The sequence below is a fragment of the Sphaerisporangium sp. NPDC005288 genome, from assembly GCF_040607475.1.
GTDB lineage: Bacteria > Actinomycetota > Actinomycetes > Streptosporangiales > Streptosporangiaceae > Sphaerisporangium > Sphaerisporangium rhizosphaerae.
The window spans coordinates 1-19,603 of record NZ_JBEXGT010000001.1 but is presented as its reverse complement, the minus strand read 5'-3'; the positions used below and the strand labels follow the sequence as shown (position 1 = coordinate 19,603).

Annotated in this window: 17 protein-coding genes; 6 read left to right on the top strand and 11 right to left on the bottom strand. The window is 72.1% G+C overall.

Features of this window, described 5'->3' with window-relative positions; all coding sequences use genetic code 11:
• Nucleotides 1–41 precede the first annotated feature (41 nt).
• On the bottom strand, nt 42–1,916 hold the full coding sequence (locus tag ABZU32_RS00085; RefSeq protein ID WP_354915823.1) for an N-6 DNA methylase: 1,875 nt from the start codon (nt 1,914–1,916) through the stop codon (nt 42–44).
• A 157-nt stretch (nt 1,917–2,073) separates the two neighbouring features.
• Between ABZU32_RS00085 and ABZU32_RS00080 the strand changes: the two genes are divergently transcribed.
• Together ABZU32_RS00080 and ABZU32_RS00075 are read left to right on the top strand one after the other, a co-directional pair.
• Complete coding sequence (locus ABZU32_RS00080; protein ID WP_354914956.1) at nt 2,074–2,427, top strand: hypothetical protein; 354 nt, start codon at nt 2,074–2,076, stop codon at nt 2,425–2,427.
• Nucleotides 2,424–3,911 carry a hypothetical protein gene (locus ABZU32_RS00075; RefSeq protein WP_354914953.1) on the top strand — a complete coding sequence of 496 codons (1,488 nt, stop codon included), beginning with the start codon at nt 2,424–2,426 and terminating at the stop codon, nt 3,909–3,911. Before ABZU32_RS00080 ends, ABZU32_RS00075 begins: the two co-directional genes overlap by 4 nt.
• Nucleotides 3,912–4,021: 110 nt before the next feature.
• Here the strand turns inward: ABZU32_RS00075 and ABZU32_RS00070 are convergent, their stop codons facing one another.
• The 4 genes from ABZU32_RS00070 to ABZU32_RS00055 all read right to left on the bottom strand — a co-directional run bounded on the left by ABZU32_RS00070 (nt 4,022) and on the right by ABZU32_RS00055 (nt 7,829).
• Entirely contained in the window at nt 4,022–5,452 is a 1,431-nt protein-coding gene (locus ABZU32_RS00070; RefSeq protein ID WP_354914950.1) for a serine hydrolase, read from the bottom strand.
• 303 nt (nt 5,453–5,755) lie between these two features.
• Nucleotides 5,756–6,274 carry a hypothetical protein gene (locus tag ABZU32_RS00065; RefSeq protein ID WP_354914948.1) on the bottom strand — a complete coding sequence of 173 codons (519 nt, stop codon included), beginning with the start codon at nt 6,272–6,274 and terminating at the stop codon, nt 5,756–5,758.
• A 93-nt stretch (nt 6,275–6,367) separates the two neighbouring features.
• Nucleotides 6,368–7,174, bottom strand: a complete 807-nt coding sequence (locus tag ABZU32_RS00060; protein ID WP_354914945.1) for an inositol monophosphatase family protein — start codon at nt 7,172–7,174, stop codon at nt 6,368–6,370.
• Nucleotide 7,175: 1 nt separating this feature from the next.
• Nucleotides 7,176–7,829: a GTP cyclohydrolase II gene (locus tag ABZU32_RS00055; protein ID WP_354914942.1), complete on the bottom strand. Its 654-nt coding sequence runs from the start codon at nt 7,827–7,829 to the stop codon at nt 7,176–7,178.
• A gap of 84 nt (nt 7,830–7,913) precedes the next feature.
• On the opposite strand from ABZU32_RS00055, the gene ABZU32_RS00050 reads away from it, so the two are divergent.
• A complete protein-coding gene (locus ABZU32_RS00050) occupies nt 7,914–8,639 on the top strand; it encodes a creatininase family protein (protein ID WP_354914939.1) in 726 nt (241 codons plus the stop codon).
• Here the strand turns inward: ABZU32_RS00050 and ABZU32_RS00045 are convergent.
• From ABZU32_RS00045 to ABZU32_RS00025, 5 genes are read right to left on the bottom strand one after another with little or no spacing between them, the layout of a single operon-like run.
• Nucleotides 8,553–9,599 (bottom strand): lysylphosphatidylglycerol synthase transmembrane domain-containing protein, encoded by a 1,047-nt coding sequence (locus ABZU32_RS00045; RefSeq protein ID WP_354914937.1) that lies wholly within the window; start codon nt 9,597–9,599, stop codon nt 8,553–8,555. The genes ABZU32_RS00050 and ABZU32_RS00045 overlap by 87 nt on opposite strands.
• Nucleotides 9,599–10,612 carry a class I SAM-dependent methyltransferase gene (locus tag ABZU32_RS00040; RefSeq protein WP_354914934.1) on the bottom strand — a complete coding sequence of 338 codons (1,014 nt, stop codon included), beginning with the start codon at nt 10,610–10,612 and terminating at the stop codon, nt 9,599–9,601. Before ABZU32_RS00040 ends, ABZU32_RS00045 begins: the two co-directional genes overlap by 1 nt.
• Entirely contained in the window at nt 10,609–11,736 is a 1,128-nt protein-coding gene (locus tag ABZU32_RS00035) for a glycosyltransferase family 4 protein (protein ID WP_354914932.1), read from the bottom strand. The genes ABZU32_RS00040 and ABZU32_RS00035 overlap by 4 nt, the downstream gene beginning before the upstream one ends.
• Nucleotides 11,733–12,131, bottom strand: coding sequence for a 6-carboxytetrahydropterin synthase (locus ABZU32_RS00030; RefSeq protein ID WP_354914929.1), 399 nt, complete (start codon nt 12,129–12,131; stop codon nt 11,733–11,735). Before ABZU32_RS00030 ends, ABZU32_RS00035 begins: the two co-directional genes overlap by 4 nt.
• 31 nt (nt 12,132–12,162) lie before the next feature.
• On the bottom strand, nt 12,163–13,149 hold the full coding sequence (locus tag ABZU32_RS00025; protein WP_354914926.1) for a zinc-binding alcohol dehydrogenase: 987 nt from the start codon (nt 13,147–13,149) through the stop codon (nt 12,163–12,165).
• A gap of 106 nt (nt 13,150–13,255) precedes the next feature.
• On the opposite strand from ABZU32_RS00025, the gene ABZU32_RS00020 reads away from it, so the two are divergent.
• Both ABZU32_RS00020 and ABZU32_RS00015 read left to right on the top strand, forming a co-directional pair.
• A complete protein-coding gene (locus ABZU32_RS00020) occupies nt 13,256–14,125 on the top strand; it encodes a CDP-alcohol phosphatidyltransferase family protein (protein ID WP_354914923.1) in 870 nt (289 codons plus the stop codon).
• Nucleotides 14,126–14,533: 408 nt separating this feature from the next.
• Nucleotides 14,534–16,144, top strand: coding sequence for a sulfatase-like hydrolase/transferase (locus ABZU32_RS00015; RefSeq protein WP_354914920.1), 1,611 nt, complete (start codon nt 14,534–14,536; stop codon nt 16,142–16,144).
• 32 nt (nt 16,145–16,176) lie between these two features.
• Here the strand turns inward: ABZU32_RS00015 and ABZU32_RS00010 are convergent, their stop codons facing one another.
• Nucleotides 16,177–17,226: a LacI family DNA-binding transcriptional regulator gene (locus ABZU32_RS00010; RefSeq protein WP_354914917.1), complete on the bottom strand. Its 1,050-nt coding sequence runs from the start codon at nt 17,224–17,226 to the stop codon at nt 16,177–16,179.
• Nucleotides 17,227–17,521: 295 nt separating this feature from the next.
• On the opposite strand from ABZU32_RS00010, the gene ABZU32_RS00005 reads away from it, so the two are divergent.
• Nucleotides 17,522–19,519: a beta-L-arabinofuranosidase domain-containing protein gene (locus ABZU32_RS00005; RefSeq protein WP_354914914.1), complete on the top strand. Its 1,998-nt coding sequence runs from the start codon at nt 17,522–17,524 to the stop codon at nt 19,517–19,519.
• The last annotated feature ends 84 nt before the right edge of the window (nt 19,520–19,603 follow it).

Here is a 19,603-nt window from a genome sequence, read left to right as displayed (position 1 = left end):
AACCGGAGTTCTCCGTACGTGACCACATGACGATGCTGAGCTCACGGAGGATTCAGCGTTCCAGTGATGAGGCCCATGGCGAGAGAGGACGCCGTCATGAAACCGTGTTCGCCGGTCGCACGCAGCTCGGCCTCGAAGAGGAACAGGTCGCGCCAGAGGTGGCCGTATCGGTGCTGGTCGTCGAGGGGGAGCCGGGGGATGTGGGCGCGACGGGGGTCGAAGCGGCTGACGCCTGACTGCGTGGCACCGCCGCCGGCCGACAACGTGCGGATGAACCCGGCGAGGAAATAGGGATCCAGGCGATCAGGGTGGGGTCTCAGCAGCGTGAGACGCGGGCCGAGGAGGAGCCCCGGCACCTCTGCCACCCTGGTCGCGATCTCCCGGTCGCGGGTCGCGACCACCACGTCACCCGGCTTGATCAGGACCCTGTCCTCCGGGTGCGCGCGCGTCATCGGCTGCCCGCCGGTGAAGACCTGGCCGCCTTCGAGCACCAGATGACCGGCGCCTTCGGCGTCGTAGCGGCCGGACTGGAGGATGGAAAGGGCGCCGGTGCGTTCGAGCTCGGACAGCGCGACCATCGGCATCTCGCGCGCGTGGCCGGGAACCGCCTCGGGCACCAGCGCCGCGAGGCGTTCCAGCCGGCCCAGGAAATCGGCCCGGATCGCGAGATAGTCGCCCGGCTCCCCGTCCGCCACGCCGACGTGCCGGGCCGGGCTGATGTCGACGTCCTCGTCGACCAGGTCGATGATCGGGACGGTACGGCTCTCGCCGGGCACGTCGACAGCCAGATCGGGATCGCTGCAGAACTCCCGCCACCGGTCCGCTGTCGCGCCGAACGTGGCCGGCTCGGCCATCGCCATCAGCACACGCGACGGCGTGCGGTCATCGCCGGCGGGCTTGCGCAGCACCCAGACGTGCACGGGCAGGCCGGTGCCGGGTGCGATCTTCGGCGGGAGGCCGATCACCGCCCGCAGGGCGCCGCGGCGAAGCAGGTTGCTGCGGATCCGGCGACCGGATCGCCGGTTCGCGGCGATCTCCGGCATGAGCAGCACCGCCACGCCCCCGGGCCGCAGATGCGCCAGCGCGTGCTGCACCCAGGCCAGTTCGGACTCCGACTTGGGCGGCAGGCCGTACTCCCAGCGCGGGTCGCTCGCCAGCTCCTCGTAGCCCCAGTTGCGCTCGTTGAACGGCGGATGGCACACCACCGCGTCCACGACGAGGCCCGGCCAGGCGTCCTGGCGAAGAGAGTCACCGGTCTTCACGCTGCCGTCCACCTCGGACAGGGCCAGGCGCGCCTGCGCCAGCCGCGCGAGCGCCTCTTCGTACTCCTGCCCGTGCGCCCGCTCCGCCTGGGTCGTCACGGCCAGGAGCGTCCCCAGTCCGCAGGCCGGGTCCAGGACCGTCCTGACGTCAGGGCCGGTCAGCTCGGCCATGAAAGCAGCCACCTCGGCGGGCGTCTCGGCCAGTCGCCGCGACTGGACGTCGGCGAAGCGGTCGACCAGAAACCGGACCACCTCCGCGGCGCCCTGCTCCTCGGCGTACTGCTTGATCAGTTTCCAGGCCGGCCGGGGGACCAGCCGCGCCTTTCCCTGACCGTGCAGCAGTTCGGTCGCCTCCGCGACCACCTCTCCGAGGCGCAGATCGTCGGCCGCCATCCTGATGTGCTGCCAGACCCGCTCGCGCAGTGGCAGTTCCTCGACCTTGCCCTGGCCGAGCAGCCACGCCTCGACGGCTTTGAGGGAGAAGGTCGGACTGGTCGCCGTCCCGCCGACCGGCTCGGGAAAGTCCTCGTACCGCCGCCGCCAGTTGCTCACGGCCGCCCGGCCGACACCCGCCATCCGCGCGATGTCGGCCGAGGTGATCGTCGCCTCGTCCCCGCTGATCGCCGGCCTCCCGGTCTTCCGCACCCGGCGCATCGGCACGCCGGTCTCCCTGTGTGGAAGCCAACGTAGCCCAAGAGCCTCTGCCTACAAGGTTACGGGTCGGAAACACGTGTATGCCATTCACGCTCCCGCGTGACCGCGCGGGTGTGCGGGCGCGATACTCCAGCGACACGACTAATGGATGGTGGGCATGAGCGGGTCGAAGCGCAGGGTTCGGATTCTGGCCGATGAGGAGACCGCGTCGTTTCTGGCCGAAGAGCTGACCGGTGCGGGGGAGACCGTGGTCGACCGGGCGCCCGTGGCCGACCCGGGCCGACTGGCCCTGGACCTGGGCACGGTGGAGTCGATCGTCGCTCTGGTCTCGGCGCTGTTCATCGAGGGGCCGATCATCACCCGGCTGTGGGAGCGCATGCGGTCGGGCAAGACGCAGAAACTGGTCTTCGAGGGACCCCTGCGCAAGGTGACGATCGAGGCGAAGAGCGACCTGACCCAGGAGGAGATCAAGGCGGCGTTCCGGCTGGTGACCGGCATGGTCGAGCCGTGAGCACGGTCTTCGGCGACTTCGACCCGCGATTCCCCGGCATCGCGCTCACGGCGGGTTCGGCCGAAAGGTGGGACCGGTTGCGGCGTTACGCGCTCGGGCCCGACGTGCCGGGGCGGTTGTCCGAGCTGGACGATCGGGCCTTCCTGGACGCCGTCGCGAGCACGTCCGTGCTCTCCCACGAGATGCGGCACTTCCATGACTTCCTGCTGTCTCCGGCAGGGGCACGGCACATGCGCACGCGCGTGGTACTGGGCCTGAACGTGATCCAGCTACTCGTCAACCTGCGCGAGAACGGCATCTGGGACCGCGCGGACGCCTTGCCCGTGCCGATCACCACGTGGTGCCGCATGGCACCGGGTGAGCGCGAGGACTGGGCGGCCATGCTCGCCGACATGGGAGTGCCGCTCCGGTTACCGATGGATCTGCCGTATCTGCCCGACAAGCCCGACTACTCCATCTACACGAAGACGAACGTCATGCCGACGGATGCGACCAGCCTGGCGCATCTCATCACCGTGTGCGAGGGGTACCGCGCCCGGCTCGTCGAGACTCCTCTGGCGGGGAGCGGCTTCACGGCGGCGCACCTGAAGGAGGCCTCGGCGTTCCTCGTCCAGGCGCAGGACGCGTCCGACTCCCTCGGGCCGGACGTCGCGGAGCGCTTCCTCGCCCTCATGACGGCGGCCGGCAACCGGTACGGTGTGGCCCTGCGATACCTGGGCAACGCCTTCGCCTACGCCGGTGCGTCCCCGATGTCCGATCTCATGGCGATGTTCACCGGCTGGGTGCTGCTGGGCGACCCGGTCGCGGCGCAGGACCAGGCCGATCCTCTGATCCGGTTCGCGCTGCTCACCAAGGCGATGCACGCGACCGGCCCCCGCGCGTTCTTCGGGGACGGGGACACGACCCGCGCGTTCGCCCGGTGGGACGAGTTGACCGGGCAGCCGCCCACCCTCGATGCCCTGCGCGAGTCATTGGACCGCGACGAGCGTTCCCTCGCGTCGTTCCGCGCGTCCACCGACCGCGTGCAGCCCGGCCTCGCCGACTGGGTGACCGGAATCCTGGACGGCTACCAGGAGTTCGTCCACGCCCGGCGCCTCATGGTGGACGCCTTTCTCGGCGATCCTTGGGCCTATCTGTCGCCGTCCGGCTACCTGCGCGACGCCGGGCGCTGGGTGGCGCCGCAGCTCAGGGTGACCTTCCTCGGCAACTCGGCGCTGGACATGGGCACGTCCGCCGACCACGGGTGGGCGGTGGCCCACGGGTTCGAGGACTCCGGCGGCCGGTCGATCGCCAAGGTGGTCTACACCGACGCCGAGCCGGCGGGCGTGCCCTGCATCAGCAGGGAGGGCGCGGACGGGCTGCACTCCCTGTTCGCGGCGGCCGACGTGATCGTCGGCCCCAGCCCCGCGGACGCCTCCGAGGTGGAACTCCTCCTCGCCCAGAAGATCGTCGGAGAAGACGTCACCCTCACCCGCCTCTTCTGAACCGAGGCGGCGGACTGGCGTACGACTGCGCGACGTGGGGGCATGGACGTGACCGACGCCGAGTGGCGAGACATCACGCGGCCGGCGCCTGCGAGTCCGGCTGACCTCGCCTACGCGACGTCGGGCCGGGTCATCAGTGGTGATCGCAGGTGGGACGCCAGGCTGGGGGTGGTCAGGGGCACGATGTTCCACGTGGCCACCGCTGTCGCCGCGTCGGCGTCGACCACCAGCCGCACGCGGTGCGGGGTCGTGATGACGTAGAGGTCGGCGACGAACGTGGTGCCCTGCCAGGCGCCGGCCGCGACGACGGGGCGGCCGAGCGGTGAACTCTCCCGCCATTCGCCGTGGCCGACCTCGATGTCGAGTGACGACCCGAATCGCACGAGCCACCCACCGTCCACGGGATCGACGATCACCGTGGTCCCGTCGGGCAGAGCCGAACCCTCGGCGGCGGCGTCGATGCTCGCCTTGACGGAACGCTCCGGCGCGGCCGAACCCGGTACCGGCGCGAGCGACAGCCGCCGCAGCCGATCGGCGAGGATCTCGTCGTCCCTAGTGCCGCCCGCCTGGTCCATGCCGGGCAGCAGGCACTCCCATACCGCGTCGAGAACCGTCTGCGCCTGCCTGTTGGCGCCGGTCACGGCGACCACGAGGTCGTGGGACGGGACGACCACGCACAACTGGCCGAAGGAACCGTCACCGTGGTACCCGTGACGCGACCTCCAGAACTGGTAGCCGTAGCCGCGCAGGTAGTCGGCGTCCCCCGATCCGTCCTCAGCGGGAAGGGTGTCGATGTGCCGTCTGGTCGCGAGTTCCACCCATTCGCGGGAGACGAGCCGCCGGTCGCCCCAGAGGCCTCCGCGCAGCAGCAGTTCCCCGAAGGCGGCGACGGCCTCGGTGGTGAGGTGCAGTCCGTGGAAGCCGAAGGCGGCGCCGCTCGCCACCCGGTCCCATTCGGCGTGGTCGATGCCCATCGGGGTGAAGAGGCGCTCGTCGAGCAGTTCCGGCAGGTCGCGGCCGGTGACCCGTTCCACCATCCGGGCCAGGACGAAGGTGGTCGCATTGTCGTAGGCGTGCCCCGTTCCCTCGGGCTCGGGAAACGGCACGCGCAGGAAGCCCTTCACCAGGTCGCCCGGTTCGAGTCGCCATGCCTCGGCAAGGCTGTCCGTGCGGCGCCCGGTCGTCATGGACAGCAGGTGGTGAACGGTGAGGCGGCGTCCCTGTTCCGAGATGCCGGCCGGAACGTGGTCGGGCAGCACGTCCACCACCCGGTCGTCCAGCGAGAGCAGCCCGTCGCCGATCGCGAGCCCCACAGCGATCGAGGTGAACGACTTGGTCAGCGAGTAGAGCAGGTGCGGACGTTCCGCTGAGTACGGCGCCCACCAGCCTTCGGCGACGACAAGACCATGGCGCACGACCATGATCGAGTGACACTCGACGGATCGCTCGTCGAGCCGATCCAGCAGCGCGGCGACCCCGCGGGACGACACCCCCGCCGCGGCCGGCGTCGACCGCGGCAGCAGGGCACGCTGAGCAGGCATTGAGGAACCCTAACAAAACACCCGATCAAGGTACGAGACATCGCTATGGGCGATCACCCGCCGCGGCCCTTGTCGTATAGCAGTCGCGAGGCCTACGCCGCGCTCGGGTTCGAAGTCGCCGCCGAGGACGTCGCGCTGTGGCTCAGCGCGCTTGCCTCATCACGCGAGGTGAGTCATATTGAGGTCAGCCGCGCCTCTGGGAGTGCGGAAGTGAGGCGGGGACTACCGAGGGATATCGGGTGCCCGGCCTTCGCGCTGTCAGGTCACTCCAGGCAGATCACGCGGATCTGATCGGCGAGGGCGTCAAAGTATCGTGGCTCTCCGTCTAGCCACCAGGTCGTGGCCCCCACGACGGCGTCCGCCGCCCAGAGCAACGGCTCGTCGCTGGGTGACTCCCAGCTCACTCTCATGGTCAGCGAAACGCGACGCGACCGGCGCAGGCTGGTGAGGAGGCTCCGGTCGAGCCGGTCGTCGGTGTAGCGGCTCTCCAGGGACCGTTGCGACGCCCGCCGTGTCGAGTTCGTAGAGCAGATGTTCCATACAGAGTCGCCTCGCGCGCTCATGCCGGACGTTCTTGTCGTGGATGCGTACGGTCACGATGCTTTGCAAGGGGAGCTTGGCCACCGTCTCGGCGATATGAAGCCGGTGCGGCGGGGACTCGTCGCGCCAGTGCAGACGGTGGCGTTTGCTCAGACGGAGGGATTCGAGGGTCGTCCGGATGTCGTCATGGTCGGCGGAATCCATGATCACGGCGGCCATCGCATAGATGCTGTCATCGTCCGGGCGGCGCCGCAGGGTCTCGTCTATATAGGCGGTAAGCACTGCGTCAACATAACGTTGCTCAGGGTGATGGCGATCGAGGTTGTTCGATCGAGGATGGAGCGCGATCAGGGGCAAGTGCGGGGGCGGTCTCGTCTATCGCTGGGTGGCGGTGTGGGCGTGGCGGAGGGTGGTCATGATGGGTTCGCGGAGGCCGGGGGATAGGGCGATGGTGGTGGCTGAAGCGGCGGTGTGGGGGGTGTCGTCCTGGTCGAGCACCAGGCCGCCGGCCTCGCGGACGAGGAGGACGCCCGCCATCGTGTCCCAGGGCTGGTTGGCCAGGATGATGGTCGCGTCGAGTTTCCCCTGGGCCACCCACGCCAGGTCGATGGCCGCGGTGCCGATCATCCGGATCCGCTGCGCCTGCCCGCCGAGCTGCGCGAGCAGCGCCACCCGGAGGCGGTTCTTCGGCTCCGCGTCCGGGCCGACGGCGAAGTCGCCGATCGAGATCATCGCCTCGGACAGGTCCCGCGTCTCCGAGGCGCGGATGCGCTCGTCTCCCATGTACGCCCCGTGGCCGGCGGCGGCGGTGTAGCGGACGCCGAGGAACGGCAGGTCGATCGCGGCCAGCACGCTGTTCTCGCCCTTGACGAGGGCCAGGGACACCGCGCACAGCGGGATGCCACGGGCGAAGTTCGCCGTGCCGTCCACCGGGTCGAGGGCCCACCACAGTGCGTCACCGTCAGAGCCGGTACGTCCGCGTTCTTCGCCGACGATCCCGATCTCCGGGGTCTCGCGCGCCAGGAAGCCGCGCACCGCGTCCTCGACGGCGAGGTCGACGTCGGTCACCATGTCGCGCTCGCCCTTCGCCATGACCGAGAGCGGCATCCGGGACCGGATGATCCGGTGCGCCGTCGCCACGGCCTCCCTGGCGATGGGCAGCAGTTCGAGGTGGTCGGTCATGTCAGGCACCGGCGGTGCCGAGCCGGCCGTGCGGGAACGCGTCGAGGTGCGGCAGGTGGTGTCCGAGCCGATCGCGTTTGGCTATCAGGTAGCGCAGGTTGTGGTCGTTCACCTGCATGAGGAGCGGCACGCGGGCGGACACCTCGATGCCGTGTGACTCGAGCGCGTGGATCTTGTCGGAGTTGTTGGACATCAACCGGATCGACCGGACCTGCAGGTACTTCAGCACCCGGGCCGCGGCGCCGAAGTCGCGGGTGTCGACCGGCAGGTCCAGCGCGGTGGCCGAGTCGACGGTGTCCAGGCCGTCGTCGTCCTGCAAGACGTGGGTGCGCACCTTGGCGACCAGGCCGATGCCGCGGCCCTCGTGCCCGCGCAGGTACACAAGGACCCCGCTTCCGGCCTGGACGATCGCGTCGAGCGCGGCGTTGAGCTGGTCGCCGCACTCGCACCGCATCGCGTCGAAGATGTCGCCCGTCACGCATTCCGAATGCACCCGGACCAGGACGTTCTCCCGCATCCTCGTCTCGCCGAAAACCAGGGCGAGATGTTCGTGCCCGTCGAGCGGGTCCCGGAACGCGACCGAGCGGAAGGTGCCCCGGCGGGTCACCAGATCGGCCTCGGCGACGTCCTCGCCCGAGATGCTGAGGTCAGGCATTTCTCTCTCCTCGTTTCTCGACGGCCGACATTCGGCGGCTCCGGCTGTTGTGAGATCGCGATCGGTGGCGCAGGCTGGCGGCCTATGGACGACTCCGCGTACCTTCTGCCGCTGGCCACCACCACCGAGATACGGGATCGGGGCGCCGAGGTGGCGCTGCTGCCCATCGGCAGCTTCGAGCAGCATGGGCCCTATCTCCCACTGGCCACCGACACGATCGTCGCGTGCACGATCGCCGGTGAGCTCGCGGCCGCCCATCCGGTGCTGCTCCTGCCGCCGGTCACCGTCTCCTGTTCCCACGAGCACGAGAACGCCGCCTGGCCGGGAACGGTCAGCATCTCCGCCGCGACGCTGTACGCCGTGGTCCGCGACATGGCGGGCTCGCTCCAGCGGTCGGGCATCACCAGGCTGGTGCTGGTCAACGGCCATGGCGGAAACTACGTGCTGGGCAACGTCGTCCAGGAGGCCGCCGGGTCCGGGCAGCGGATGGCGGTGTTCCCGGGCGCCGCCGACTGGGAGGCGGCGTGGGCCGCGGCGGGTTTGGAGACCTCCGCCTGGAGCGACATGCACGCGGGGGAGCTGGAGACCTCCATCCTGCTGCACGCTCATCCGCGGCTGGTCAGGCCCGGTTATGAAACCGGCGACCGGCTGGCGGACGATCGTCAGCATCTGCTCACCCTCGGCATGGCGGCGTACACGGAGTCGGGGGTCATCGGCAGGCCGTCATTGGCTTCGGCGGGCAAGGGAAAGGCCGTTCTCGCGAGCCTGGTCGAGTCGTTCGGCGACTACCTCGCAGTCCTCGGCGCCTAGCTCCGGCGCCTGCCCGGCCGGCGGGCGGCCGGCCGATCCGGTGCCGCGACGCAGCAGCAGCACCACGGCGCCCGGCAGGCTCGCGACGAAGGCGAGCACCCCGTATACCACCGCGGTGGTGAGCCCCTGTTGGGCGCCGAGCCCGACGGTGCCGAACGCCAGAGCGGAGAACGCCTCGCGCGGCCCGAAGCCGCCGACGTTGACCGGCAGGGCCATCACGAGCAGCGCCAGAAGGGCCAGGGGGAGGAGCCGTCCGATCGGCGCGGCCGAGCCCGCGGTGCGCGCCGCGACGACGAACATCGCGACGTACCCGAGCAGTATCAGGGCGGACAGTCCCAGCACTCCTGGCCAGGCGTCCCGGGCCAGCAGGCCGCGGCGCGCGTCCGACAGGGCGGTCGTGGCCGCGCGGCGCCATCGCGGAATGTCCCTCCTGCGCCAGGCCCATGCCGCGAGCCCCCCGACGACGGCGAGCGCGCCGAGAAGGGCGGCCGTGACCCCGAGACCGGGCAGGATGGCGTGGGCCATCGTCGCGGCCAGCGAGGGCTCCACCAGCAGCGCGGTCACGCCGGCGCCGATCAGGACCACCTGGCCGGCGGTCCGCTCCAGCACCACGGCGCGGACGCCGCGGCCGACGTCGCCGGCGTACCGGCCATGACGGAGCGCGCGGTGCGCGTCGCCGAGCACACCGGCCGGGAGCACCGCGTTGAGGAACAGCGCCCGGTAGTAGTCCGCGACGGCCGTGAGCACCGGCAACGGCAGGCCGAGCCGATGCGCCAGCAGGCGCCACCGCCAGACGCTGAACACGGTGGTGAGCAGTCCGATCGTCAGTGCGGCCAGCACCGCCGGGCCGTCGATGAGCCGGAGCCCGTCGGCGAACGCGCCGGTGCCGAGCCGCCACACCAGCACGAGCAGGATGACCACCGCGATGATCATGCGCAGCCAGGGCCACATCCGTCTCATCAAGGGAGTTCACCGTTCGCGGGTACCGGGAGCGCGAGCAGGTCGTCGTGCCCGACCACGACGCGCAACCTGCCGGCCGCGCACTCATCGAGCCTGCGCGCGAGATAGGCCTGACCCTCGGCCGCGAGGTCCGGCCGCTGCTCACAGGCGGCGCCGACCCAGCCGCGCAACCATTCCGCGGTCAGCGCCCGCTGGTCGGGGCCGAGCCGCCATGGACTGGGCCGGCTGAGCACCGTGGCGCCCCGTCGCGCGAAGGCCGCCGTGGCGACGGCGGAGGCGTCAGGGCCGAGCAGGCGGCGGCCGCCGGTGACCCGGCGCTGGTGGGCGTTGAAGGCGGCGGCGATGTCGGCGTCGAGCGGGTCGGCCGGGTCCAGTTCGACCCGGCCCACCACGGACAGCGTCAGCAACGCGGGGCGCCGAGCTTCGGTGCAGGCTTCGGCGAGGCCGTCCACCTCGTCGGCGGTGAGCAGGTCAAGCAACGCGGAGGCGGTCACCAGGGAGGTGCCGGCGAGCTCGCCGGCGCGGAGCCGGGTGAGGTCACCCCGCTCGGCCTCCACCGTGACCGGGCCGCCGTCGCAGGCCGGGCCGCTGACGCCACCGGTGGCGAGTGCGAGCAGGGCGGGGTCGCGGTCGTGCAGGATCCAGTGCTGCGGGCCGGGCAGCCGGGGGGCCAGCCAGCGCCCCATGGCGCCGGTCCCGCAGCCCAGATCACGGACGACCAGCGGGCCGGCCGGCGAGCCCGCGCCCGCGCCGGAGCCCGCGCCCGCGCCGGAGCCCGAGTCCGCGTTCGTGCTCGAGTCCGCGTTCGTGCTCGAGTCCGCGTTCGTGCTCGAGTCCGCGTTCGTGCTCGAGTCCGCGTTCGTACTTGAGTCCGCGCTCGTAGCGGAGCCCGCGTGCGTGCTCGAGTCCGCCAGCCAGGCGCGCAGCGGGTCGAGCAGGCCGGTCGCGCGGGCGGAGGCATCGGCCTCCTCACGCAGTGCCAGCCATCGCGGGCTGTACCGGGGCGCGTTCATGCGGCCGTCAGGGGCTGTCGCCGGAGCCGTTCCAGCACCTCCGCCAGGCGTCGTGAGGTCACGTCCCACCTGTCGAGCACGTCACGTCTGTCACGAGCCGCCCTCTTGATCCGTTGTCTCAGCGCGGGCGCGCCGAGCCAGCGGCGCAGCGCGTCCGCGAGCGCCGCCGGGTCCTCCGGGGGCGTCAGCACCCCCGGGACGCCGCCGTCGGGGGCGTGGCCCAGGGTCTCCGGCACCGCGTCCACGGCGGTCGCCAGGACGGGGATCCCGCGGGCCAGCGCCTCGGTCACCACCATGCCGTAGGTCTCGCCGCGCGAGGCCAGCACCACCAGGTCGGCGGCGGCATAGCTCGCGGCGAGCGCCTCGCCGGTGCGCGGGCCGGCGAGCCGTACCCGATCCTCGAGGCCGAGCGAGGCGATCAGCTCCCGGAGGTGCGTGACGTACTCGGGCCGGCGGTTCAGGGTCCCGACGAGGTCGCAGCTCCACGGCAGGCCGGTCAGCGTCCCGAGAGCCCGCAGGAGCAGGTCCTGTCCCTTGCGCGGGGTGAGCGCGGCCACACAGAGGAGCCGGGACGCGCCGTCGGTGCCGGGCGCGAGCGGCGCGGGGTCGGCGCCGGGCGGGGCGACGTGGACCCGATGCGGGTCGAGGCCGTGGTGGCGGATCAGTGTGCGCCCGGCCCACGGGCTGGTCGCCACCACCGCGGTGGCCGCGCGCAGCGTCGTCCGCTCGCCCGCGTCGAGCTCCCCGGCCGCCGCGGGCGCGATGCCGGTCTCGGCGGCCAGCGGCAGGTGGACCAGCACCGCCAGGCGCAACCGGCGCGCCTGCGGGATGACGACCTCGGGGACGCCGCACGCCACCAGCCCGTCCATCAGCACCACGGCGCCGTCGGCGAGCGCGGCGAGCGCCCGTCCCAGCTCCGTCCGGGCGTCCGCGCCGGGTGAGGGCCAGTCGCCGCCGACGGCGACCTCATGGACCCGCCAGCCCTCGGCGGTCAGGCCGTGGCACACGCGCCGGTCATAGGTGTTGCCGCCGCTGGGCACGGTCGCGTCGTCCACGTCACCGGGGAGGAAGACGTGCACCGAGCGCGCTGCCGTGCTGGTGGACGCGGCGACGGGCGAGCTCAAAGCGCGCGCTCGTAGCTCGCCCAGGCGACGTGCGACTCGTGCAGGGTGACGGTGATCCCGGCCAGCCCGCGCGCCCCCTCGCCCAGCCGGCCCGCGCGCGCCCGGTCGGCGAGCCGGTCGGCGATGACCTTGGCGAGAAATTCGGTCGTGGTGTTGGTCCCGGCGAAGGCCGGCTCGTCGTCCAGGTTGCGGAAGGTCAGCTCGCCGAGCACGGCCTTGAGCTCCTCGGTGGCCAGGGCGATGTCGACCACGATGTTGTCGCCGTCGAGCTCGGCCCGGCGGAACGTCGCGTCCACGACGAACGTCGCGCCGTGCAACCGCCGAGCCGGGCCGAAGACCTCGCCGTGGAAGCTGTGCGCGACCATCATGTGGTCGCGAACGGTGACACTGAACAATGAGTTCATCCTCCAGGAGGTCGGCTACCCGTCAGTCCTCGGCCGGACCATACACGACTCGATGGCACAATCCGGGCAGATTGCCACTAGCGATGCGGGCCATCACCTCGGGCAGGTCCGTGAAGGCGCATTCGCCGGTGACCAACGCGTCGTACGCGGGGTCGGCGAGGAAACGCAGAGCCAGCGACAGCCGGTCGGCGTAGGTCCGCCGGGAACGCCGCGCGGGGGAGATGGACCCCACCTGGCTGCCGCGGATGGTCAGGCGCCCGGAGTGGAAGGCCTCGCCGAGCTGCACGCCGACCCGCCGGTCGCCGTACCAGCTCAGCTCGATCACCGTGCCCTCGGCCGCGACGAGCTGCAACGACCGCGCGAGACCCGCCTCGGTCGCGCTGGCGTGCACCACGATGTCGCATCCCTCGGCGGCCTGCTCGGGGGTCACGAAGCGGACGCCGAGCGCCTCGGCGACGGCGGCCCGCGCCGGGTCCACATCGACCAGCTGCACCTGCACGCCGGGGAACCCGGCGAGCAGTCCGGCCACGGAGCAGCCGACCATGCCCGCTCCGACGACGGCGACCCGGTCGCCGATGAGCGGCGCCGCGTCCCACAGCGCGTTCACCGCGGTCTCCACCGTGCCGGCCAGCACCGCCCGCGCCGGCGGCACCTCCTCCGGCACCACGGTCACCGCGTCGGCCGGGACGACATAGCGGGTTTGGTGTGGATAAAGGCAGAAGACGGTACGGCCCCGCAAGGCCGGTGGCCCCTCCTCGACCACTCCCACGTTGAGGTAGCCGTACTTGACCGGCCCGGGGAAATCGCCCTCCTGGAACGGCGCCCGCATCAGCCGGTGCTGGCTCTCGGGCACACCGCCGCGGAAGACGAGGCTCTCCGTGCCCCGGCTCACGCCGGAATAGAGCGTGCGAACCAGCACCTCACCGGCACCGGGGCGCGGCACCGATACCGGGCGGATCTCCCCTTCACCGGGAGATCTGAGCCAGAAAGCATCTGAATTGAGCCGCATCGGCCTCCTCGCCGTACTACATCGCAGGGGAGTCGCTCCTAGTCGGAGCGGGTCAGCGAATGCTATTGGACGCCCCGTATCCGGGGTCATGGAGCGGGAGGCGTAGTTGACCACACTGGATTGGCGCGTGACGGAGGTGCCGGTCCGCGGGCCGGCCGCCGGGGTGGTGACGCAGGTCGTCCTGCTGGCCGTGCTCTGGGCCGACGCGGGCCTGAGCCCGGCGGGCTGCCTGGCCGGCGTCGCAAGTGCCGTGATCCTGTCGGCCGTCCTCACCCGCTCCATGCGCCGATCCGGGATCCACTCGCTGGGACCGGCCGGCCTGGTCACCCTGGCCCGCGCCGAGCTGGCCGGAGGCGTCACGGCGATGGTGACGACCGGCCTGACCGGCGGAGACGTGCCGGTCGCCTCGCTGGTCGCGCTCGCCGCCGTCGCACTGATCCTCGACGGGGTGGACGGGTACGTGGCGCGGCGCACCGGGACGGTGTCCGAGCTCGGGGCGCGTTTCGACATGGAGACCGACGCCTTCCTCATCCTGGTGCTCAGCGTCCACGTGGCCGGGTCCACCGGCGCGTGGGTGCTCGCGATTGGCGCCATGCGGTACGTCTTCGTCGCGGCGGCCTGGGTGGCGCCCTGGCTGCGGGCGCCTTTGCGACCGAGCTTCGCCCGCAAGGCCGTGGCCGCGCTGCAGGGGATCATCCTGGTCATCGTGAGCGCCGGGGTGGCCCCGCCTCCCGTCGCCACCGGCCTGGCCGGGCTGGCACTGGCGTCGCTGGTGTGGTCGTTCGGCCGGGACGTCCGGTGGCTGTGGCGGAGCCGGTACACCGGCCGGTCGCGATCGAGGTGGGAGCCGAGGCCCGCCGCCCACCACGACCGGCACCTCGGCCGATGGCGGGCACGCCGCGAGGCCAAGGGCACGGCGGGTGAGATCGCCCGCGAGGCGGTGGTGGACGAGCCGAGCCTGGTCGGTTCCGCCTGAACCATCGGCGGCCCCGGGCCGTATACGTACACGATGCCGCCGGCCCGGGCCGGCGGCATCGCCCGGCACCGCGACGGTGACCGGCGTCACCGGGCTCGGCATGGAAGGACCTGCGGATTGTCGTCCATCATCCGCTTTCGCCGGTCGTCCCAGAGAGGGACGCCCGCGAAGGATGCCCCCGAGGACGTCGTGGAGGACGTCTCGAAGGACCCCTTGAAGGACATCTCGAAGGACCCCTTGGAGAACGCCTCGAAGGATGCTTCGAAAGACGTCCCGAAGGATGCTCCGGAGAACGCCTCGAAGGACGCCTTGGAGAACGACTCGAAGGACGCTTCGGAGGACGACTCAGGCGATGCCGGCGCGGCCGGACCCGCCGGCCGTCCCCGGAGGCACCCGGTCGCCGGGCCGGTGACCACCGCCTTGGCCTTCCTGCTCGTGCTGTTCGCCCTCAACGCCCCCGACCAGATCGGTCACCTCACCCCGTGGGCCTTCGCCCGCGTCCCGCTGGAAGGACTCCTCGGCGTCGCCCTCGTGCTCGTCCTGCCGCCGAAGCCCAGACGGGTGGCGGCGGCCCTCGCCGGAGTGGCCCTCGCCCTGGTGACGATCGTGAAGTTCGCCGACCTGGGCTTCTACGCGACCCTCCAACGGCCCTTCGACCTGCTGCTCGACTGGGCCTTCCTCGGGAACGCCGTGGACTTCCTCACGGCGTCGTTCGGCGGGGCCGGCGCGGTCGCCGCCGTCGTCGCGGTCGCCGTCCTCATCGCGGGCGTGCTCGTCCTCGTCACGCTGTCGGTCATGCGCCTGGCCCGGGTCGTGGCCCGGCACCGCACCCCGGCGACCGGCGCCGCCGGGACGCTCGGGGCCGCCTGGCTCGTCTGCTCCCTGTTCGGGGTGCAGATCACCCCAGAGGCGCCCGCGGCCGCCCTCGTCCACGACCATGTACAGCAGATCGGCGCCGGTCTGCGCGACCAGCGGGTGTTCGCCGCACAGGCCGCCGTCGACGCCTTCCGCGACACCCCCGGCCGGGATCTGCTGACCGCGCTGCGTGGCAAGGACGTCGTCTTCTCCTTCATCGAGAGCTACGGCCGCGACGCCGTCGAGGACCCGGAGTTCGCGCCGCAGGTCGACGCGGTCCTCGACGCGGGGAGCCGCCGGCTGCGCGCGGACGGGTTCGCCTCCCGCAGCGCCTTCCTCACCTCACCGACGTACGGCGGCGGCAGCTGGCTCGCCCACGCCACGCTGCTCTCGGGGCTGTGGGTGAACAACCAGCAGCGCCACGGCGACCTCGTCGCCGGCGACCGCCTGACCATGCCAAGCCTGTTCCGGCGCGCGGGCTGGCGGACGGTCGCCGTCATGCCGGGCAACACCAAGGCCTGGCCGGAAGGGGCGTTCTACGGCTACGACCGCGTGTACGACTCCCACAACCTCGGGTATCGCGGCCCCGGCTTTAACTGGGGCACCATGCCCGACCAGTACACCCTGTCGGCCTTCCAGCGGCTCGAACGCGCGAAGCCGGGCCACGCCCCGATGATGGTGGAGATGCCCCTGGTCTCCAGCCACGCCCCCTGGGCGCCCATCCCCAGCCTCACCGACTGGAACGCCGTCGGTGACGGCTCGGTCTTCGGTCCCATGGCCGCCGCCGGGGAGTCGCCGGACGCCGTGTGGCGCGACGCCACCCGCGTGCGCACCGAGTACCGGCGCTCCATCGAGTACACGCTGAGCGCCCTCATCTCCTACGTGGAGACCTATGGCGACGACGATCTCGTGCTCGTCTTCCTCGGCGACCACCAGCCCGCCCCGATCGTCACCGGCGAGAACGCGAGCCGCGACGTGCCGATCACCATCGTCGCCCGCGACCGGGCCGTCCTGGACCGGGTCTCCGGCTGGGGCTGGCAGGACGGCCTGAGGCCCGGCCCCACGGCCCCGGTCTGGCGGATGGACGCCTTCCGCGACCGCTTCCTCACCGCCTTCGGTCCCCACCCCCAGCCCACTCGACCCTCGGCCCCGGCACCGCGATGACCGCGTTCGTCGCGGGCAGGCCGGCCGGTCGCTCAACCCGCCGGGCCGGGCGGTGACGCCTGAGGGGATCGCAGGGGCACCGTTGTCGATTCGCGCACCACCAGGTGGCAGGGAAGGGCGTGGACGCCGGGGGAGGGGGAGCCGTTGATGGCGGCGAGGAGCCGTTCGGCGGCCGATCGGCCGAGCCCTTGGAGGTTCATGTCGACGCTGGTCAGCGGGGGTTTGGCGCCTTCGATCATGACGTCCCAGTTGTCGAACCCGACGAGCGCGACGTCGTCGGGGATGCGGCGCCCCGCGGCCCTCAGGGCGTCGCCGACCCCGCGCGCGATCTGGTCGCTGCCGCAGAAGACGGCGTCGAACTCCGTCCCGCTCCCCAGAAGGATGCCGGCGGCCTGCCCTCCCCACGCCTCGCTCCATCCGCCGAACAGCGGCGGCGCGACCAGGGAAAGCCCTTCTTCGGCCAGTCGCCGCGTCGTCGCCGCGGCGCGCACCCGGGCGGAGTTGTGGTGGTCGGGGCCGGTGATGTGCGCGATGCGGCCACGCCCTATGGCCAGCAGATGGTCGATCGCCTTGCGGGCGCCGCCCGCCTCGTCGGGGACCACCGAGCAGTCGTCGGGGTCGGCCGAGCTGATGAAGGCGTAGACGACGGGCACCGGGAGGCCGACGCCGATGGGGGCCCGTGCCTCGGTGCGCCGGCCGGTCACGATGATGCCGTCGACCCGCCGGCTGAGCAGGGTCTTGACGTAGTACTGCTCGCGGATCGGGTCGCCCCGGCCGTCGCAAAGGAAGATCGACATCTCTCCGGCGCCCAGCGCGTCCTCCGCGCCCATCAGGACGGGGATGCTGAACCGGCCGATCGTGTCGGTCGTGATCATGCCCACCGTGTAGGTGCGGCCCGAGTGCAGGTTGCGCGCGCCGGCGTTCGCCTCGAAATTGAGCTGCCGGGCCGCTTCCCGGACGCGCCTGCGGGTCTCTTCGCGTAGCGATCCGCGCCCGTTGAGGGCCTTGGAGGCCGTGCCCACCGACACGCCGGCCAGCGCCGCGACGTCGGTGATGGTGGCGTGACGCTCCAGTCTCCCCACGTTTCCCTCCGCTTTCGGTGGTCGTTGCCCTGTCCACTGTATAGCGCGACTTGTCGCGTCCCTGCACGCCCATGTAACCGCGGTGAAACGTACTGTTGACCCTCCCCGGCGGCGTTGGTAACGTGACGGCAATCGTTTTCCTAGGTTTCCTCATCGGCTGTGCCCCCCGTTCTGTCCTCCTTACCTGCGGTTGTTCCCGGCGACCGGCCCAGGCGGTCCGAACGGCCCGCTCGCCGGGGGACGAAGCCCCCGCGGCCGCGCGAGAGACCTCCGCATCCCCACACGAAAGACCGGAATGACCGAGCAGAAGCTGTCAGACACGCAGACCGGCCCCGGCATGGACAGGACCGCGGAACCGGCCCCGTCCGGCCTTGGCGGTCCCGCGGGGCCGGCCGTCCCCGGGCCGGAGGCCATCGCCGCACTTCGGCCGCTCGGCGTGGACCAGGTCCGGCTGCACCCCGAGGGACTGCTGGGCGGTTGGCGGCGGCGCAACGCCGAGGACACGCTGCCGCACTGTGTGGACAACCTGCGCGGCAGCGGCAACATCGGCAACCTCCAGGCCGCCGCGGGAGAGGGCGAGCAGCCCTTCACGGGCATGTGGTTCGCCGATTCCGACGTCCACAAGACGCTGGAGGCCGCCCTGTGGGAACTGGGGACCTCCCCCGGTGACGCCTCTCTGGAGGCGTTCGTCGAGGACACCGTGGCACTGCTGGCCCGGGCCCAGCAGCCCGACGGGTACCTGAACTCCTACTTCACGGTGGCCGCTCCCGAGGAGCGGTGGCGCAGGCCCGACTGGGCCCACGAACTGTACTGCGCGGGCCACCTCATCCAGGCGGCCGTCGCCGGCGGCCGCGTCGGCGCCCACCCCGTCCTGCTGTCCGTCGCCCGCCGCTTCGCCGACCTGCTGGTCGAGCGGTTCGGGCCGGACGGGGTGGAGGAGGTGTGCGGTCATCCCGAGATCGAGACCGCCCTCGCCGAGCTCTACCGGCTGACCGGCCACCGGCCGTACCTGGATCTGGCGCGGCGGTTCCTCGACCTGCGCGGGCACGGCCTGCTCGGCCGTGGCCGGTTCGGCCCCCGCTACCACCAGGACCACCAGCCGGTACGCGAGGTGCGCGAGGTCGCCGGGCACGCCGTGCGCCAGCTGTACCTGCTGGCCGGCATGGTCGACGTGGCGGTGGAGACCGGCGACCTGCCGCTGCTGGACGCGGCAGAGCGGCTGTGGGTCGACGCCTTCCACACGCGGACCTACGTCACCGGCGCGCACGGTTCGCGCCACCGGGACGAGGCGTACGGCGACCCGTACGAGCTGCCGCCCGACCGGGCGTACGCCGAGACCTGCGCGGCCATCGCGAGCTTCCAGTGGAACTGGCGGCTGCTGCTCGCGACCGGCCGCGCGCGCTACGCCGACGAGATGGAGCGGGCGGTGTACAACGCGGTCGCCGCCGCGGTGTCGGCCGACGGCAGGCGCTTCTTCTACTCCAACCCCCTGCACCTGCGCACCGGGCACGTCGGCTCCGGCGAGGAGGAGGCCGCCCGCCGCCTGCCCTGGTACTCGTGCGCCTGCTGCCCGCCCAACATCGCGCGGCTCATGGCCTCGCTGCCCGGATACCTGGCGACCGCCGACGAAGGGGGACTGCAGGTCCACCTGTACGGCGAGGCCACCCTCACCGCCGCCGTGGCGGGGCGACCGGTCCGGCTTTCGATGCGCACCGACTATCCATGGCAGGGCCGGGTCGAGCTGACGGTGGGAGGCGAGGCAGGGCAGAGCGGGCCCTGGACGCTCGCGCTCCGCGTGCCGTCCTGGTGCGAGGCGTACTCGGTGAGCATCGGCGACGAGACGGTGCGGGCGCCGTCACCCGACGGCTACGTGCGGCTCACCCGCGTGTGGACGCCGGGAACGAAGGTCGTCCTCGACCTGGACATGCCCGTGCGGCAGGTGAGCGCGCATCCGAGGGTCGACGCGGTGCGCGGGTGCGTCACCCTGGCGCGCGGGCCCCTGGTGTACTGCCTGGAGCAGGCTGACCTGCCACCCGGCGTCGTCCTGGAGGACGTGCGGCTGGACCCCGCCGCGCCCATCACGGCGGCCGACCGGGACGACCTTCCCGGCGCCCCGGTCGTGCTCAGCGCACGCGGCGTGCTCGCCGACGCGCACGACCCGCTCTACACCTCCGGTGCCTCGCGGGAGCGGCCGAACACCCCGCTCACGCTCACGGCGGTGCCGTACTTCCTGTGGGGCAACCGGACCGAGGGCCCGATGCGGGTCTGGATTCCGCTCGCCACCACCGGATGACCGCGGGGGTGGGGGGGGGGGGGGCCCCCCCCCCCCCCCCCCCGGCCCCCCCCCCGGGGGGCCCCCCCCCCCGGGGGGTTGGGG

Excerpts from the sequence above, each read along its gene's own strand:
- ABZU32_RS00085 (WP_354915823.1), bottom strand. The coding sequence starts at position 1,916 with ATGCGCCGGGTGCGGAAGACCGGGAGGCCGGCGATCAGCGGGGACGAG.
- ABZU32_RS00080 (WP_354914956.1), top strand. The coding sequence starts at position 2,074 with ATGAGCGGGTCGAAGCGCAGGGTTCGGATTCTGGCCGATGAGGAGACC.
- ABZU32_RS00070 (WP_354914950.1), bottom strand. The coding sequence starts at position 5,452 with ATGCCTGCTCAGCGTGCCCTGCTGCCGCGGTCGACGCCGGCCGCGGCG.
- ABZU32_RS00060 (WP_354914945.1), bottom strand. The coding sequence starts at position 7,174 with ATGACCGACCACCTCGAACTGCTGCCCATCGCCAGGGAGGCCGTGGCG.
- ABZU32_RS00055 (WP_354914942.1), bottom strand. The coding sequence starts at position 7,829 with ATGCCTGACCTCAGCATCTCGGGCGAGGACGTCGCCGAGGCCGATCTG.
- ABZU32_RS00050 (WP_354914939.1), top strand. The coding sequence starts at position 7,914 with ATGGACGACTCCGCGTACCTTCTGCCGCTGGCCACCACCACCGAGATA.
- ABZU32_RS00045 (WP_354914937.1), bottom strand. The coding sequence starts at position 9,599 with ATGAGACGGATGTGGCCCTGGCTGCGCATGATCATCGCGGTGGTCATC.
- ABZU32_RS00040 (WP_354914934.1), bottom strand. The coding sequence starts at position 10,612 with ATGAACGCGCCCCGGTACAGCCCGCGATGGCTGGCACTGCGTGAGGAG.
- ABZU32_RS00025 (WP_354914926.1), bottom strand. The coding sequence starts at position 13,149 with ATGCGGCTCAATTCAGATGCTTTCTGGCTCAGATCTCCCGGTGAAGGG.
- ABZU32_RS00005 (WP_354914914.1), top strand. The coding sequence starts at position 17,522 with ATGACCGAGCAGAAGCTGTCAGACACGCAGACCGGCCCCGGCATGGAC.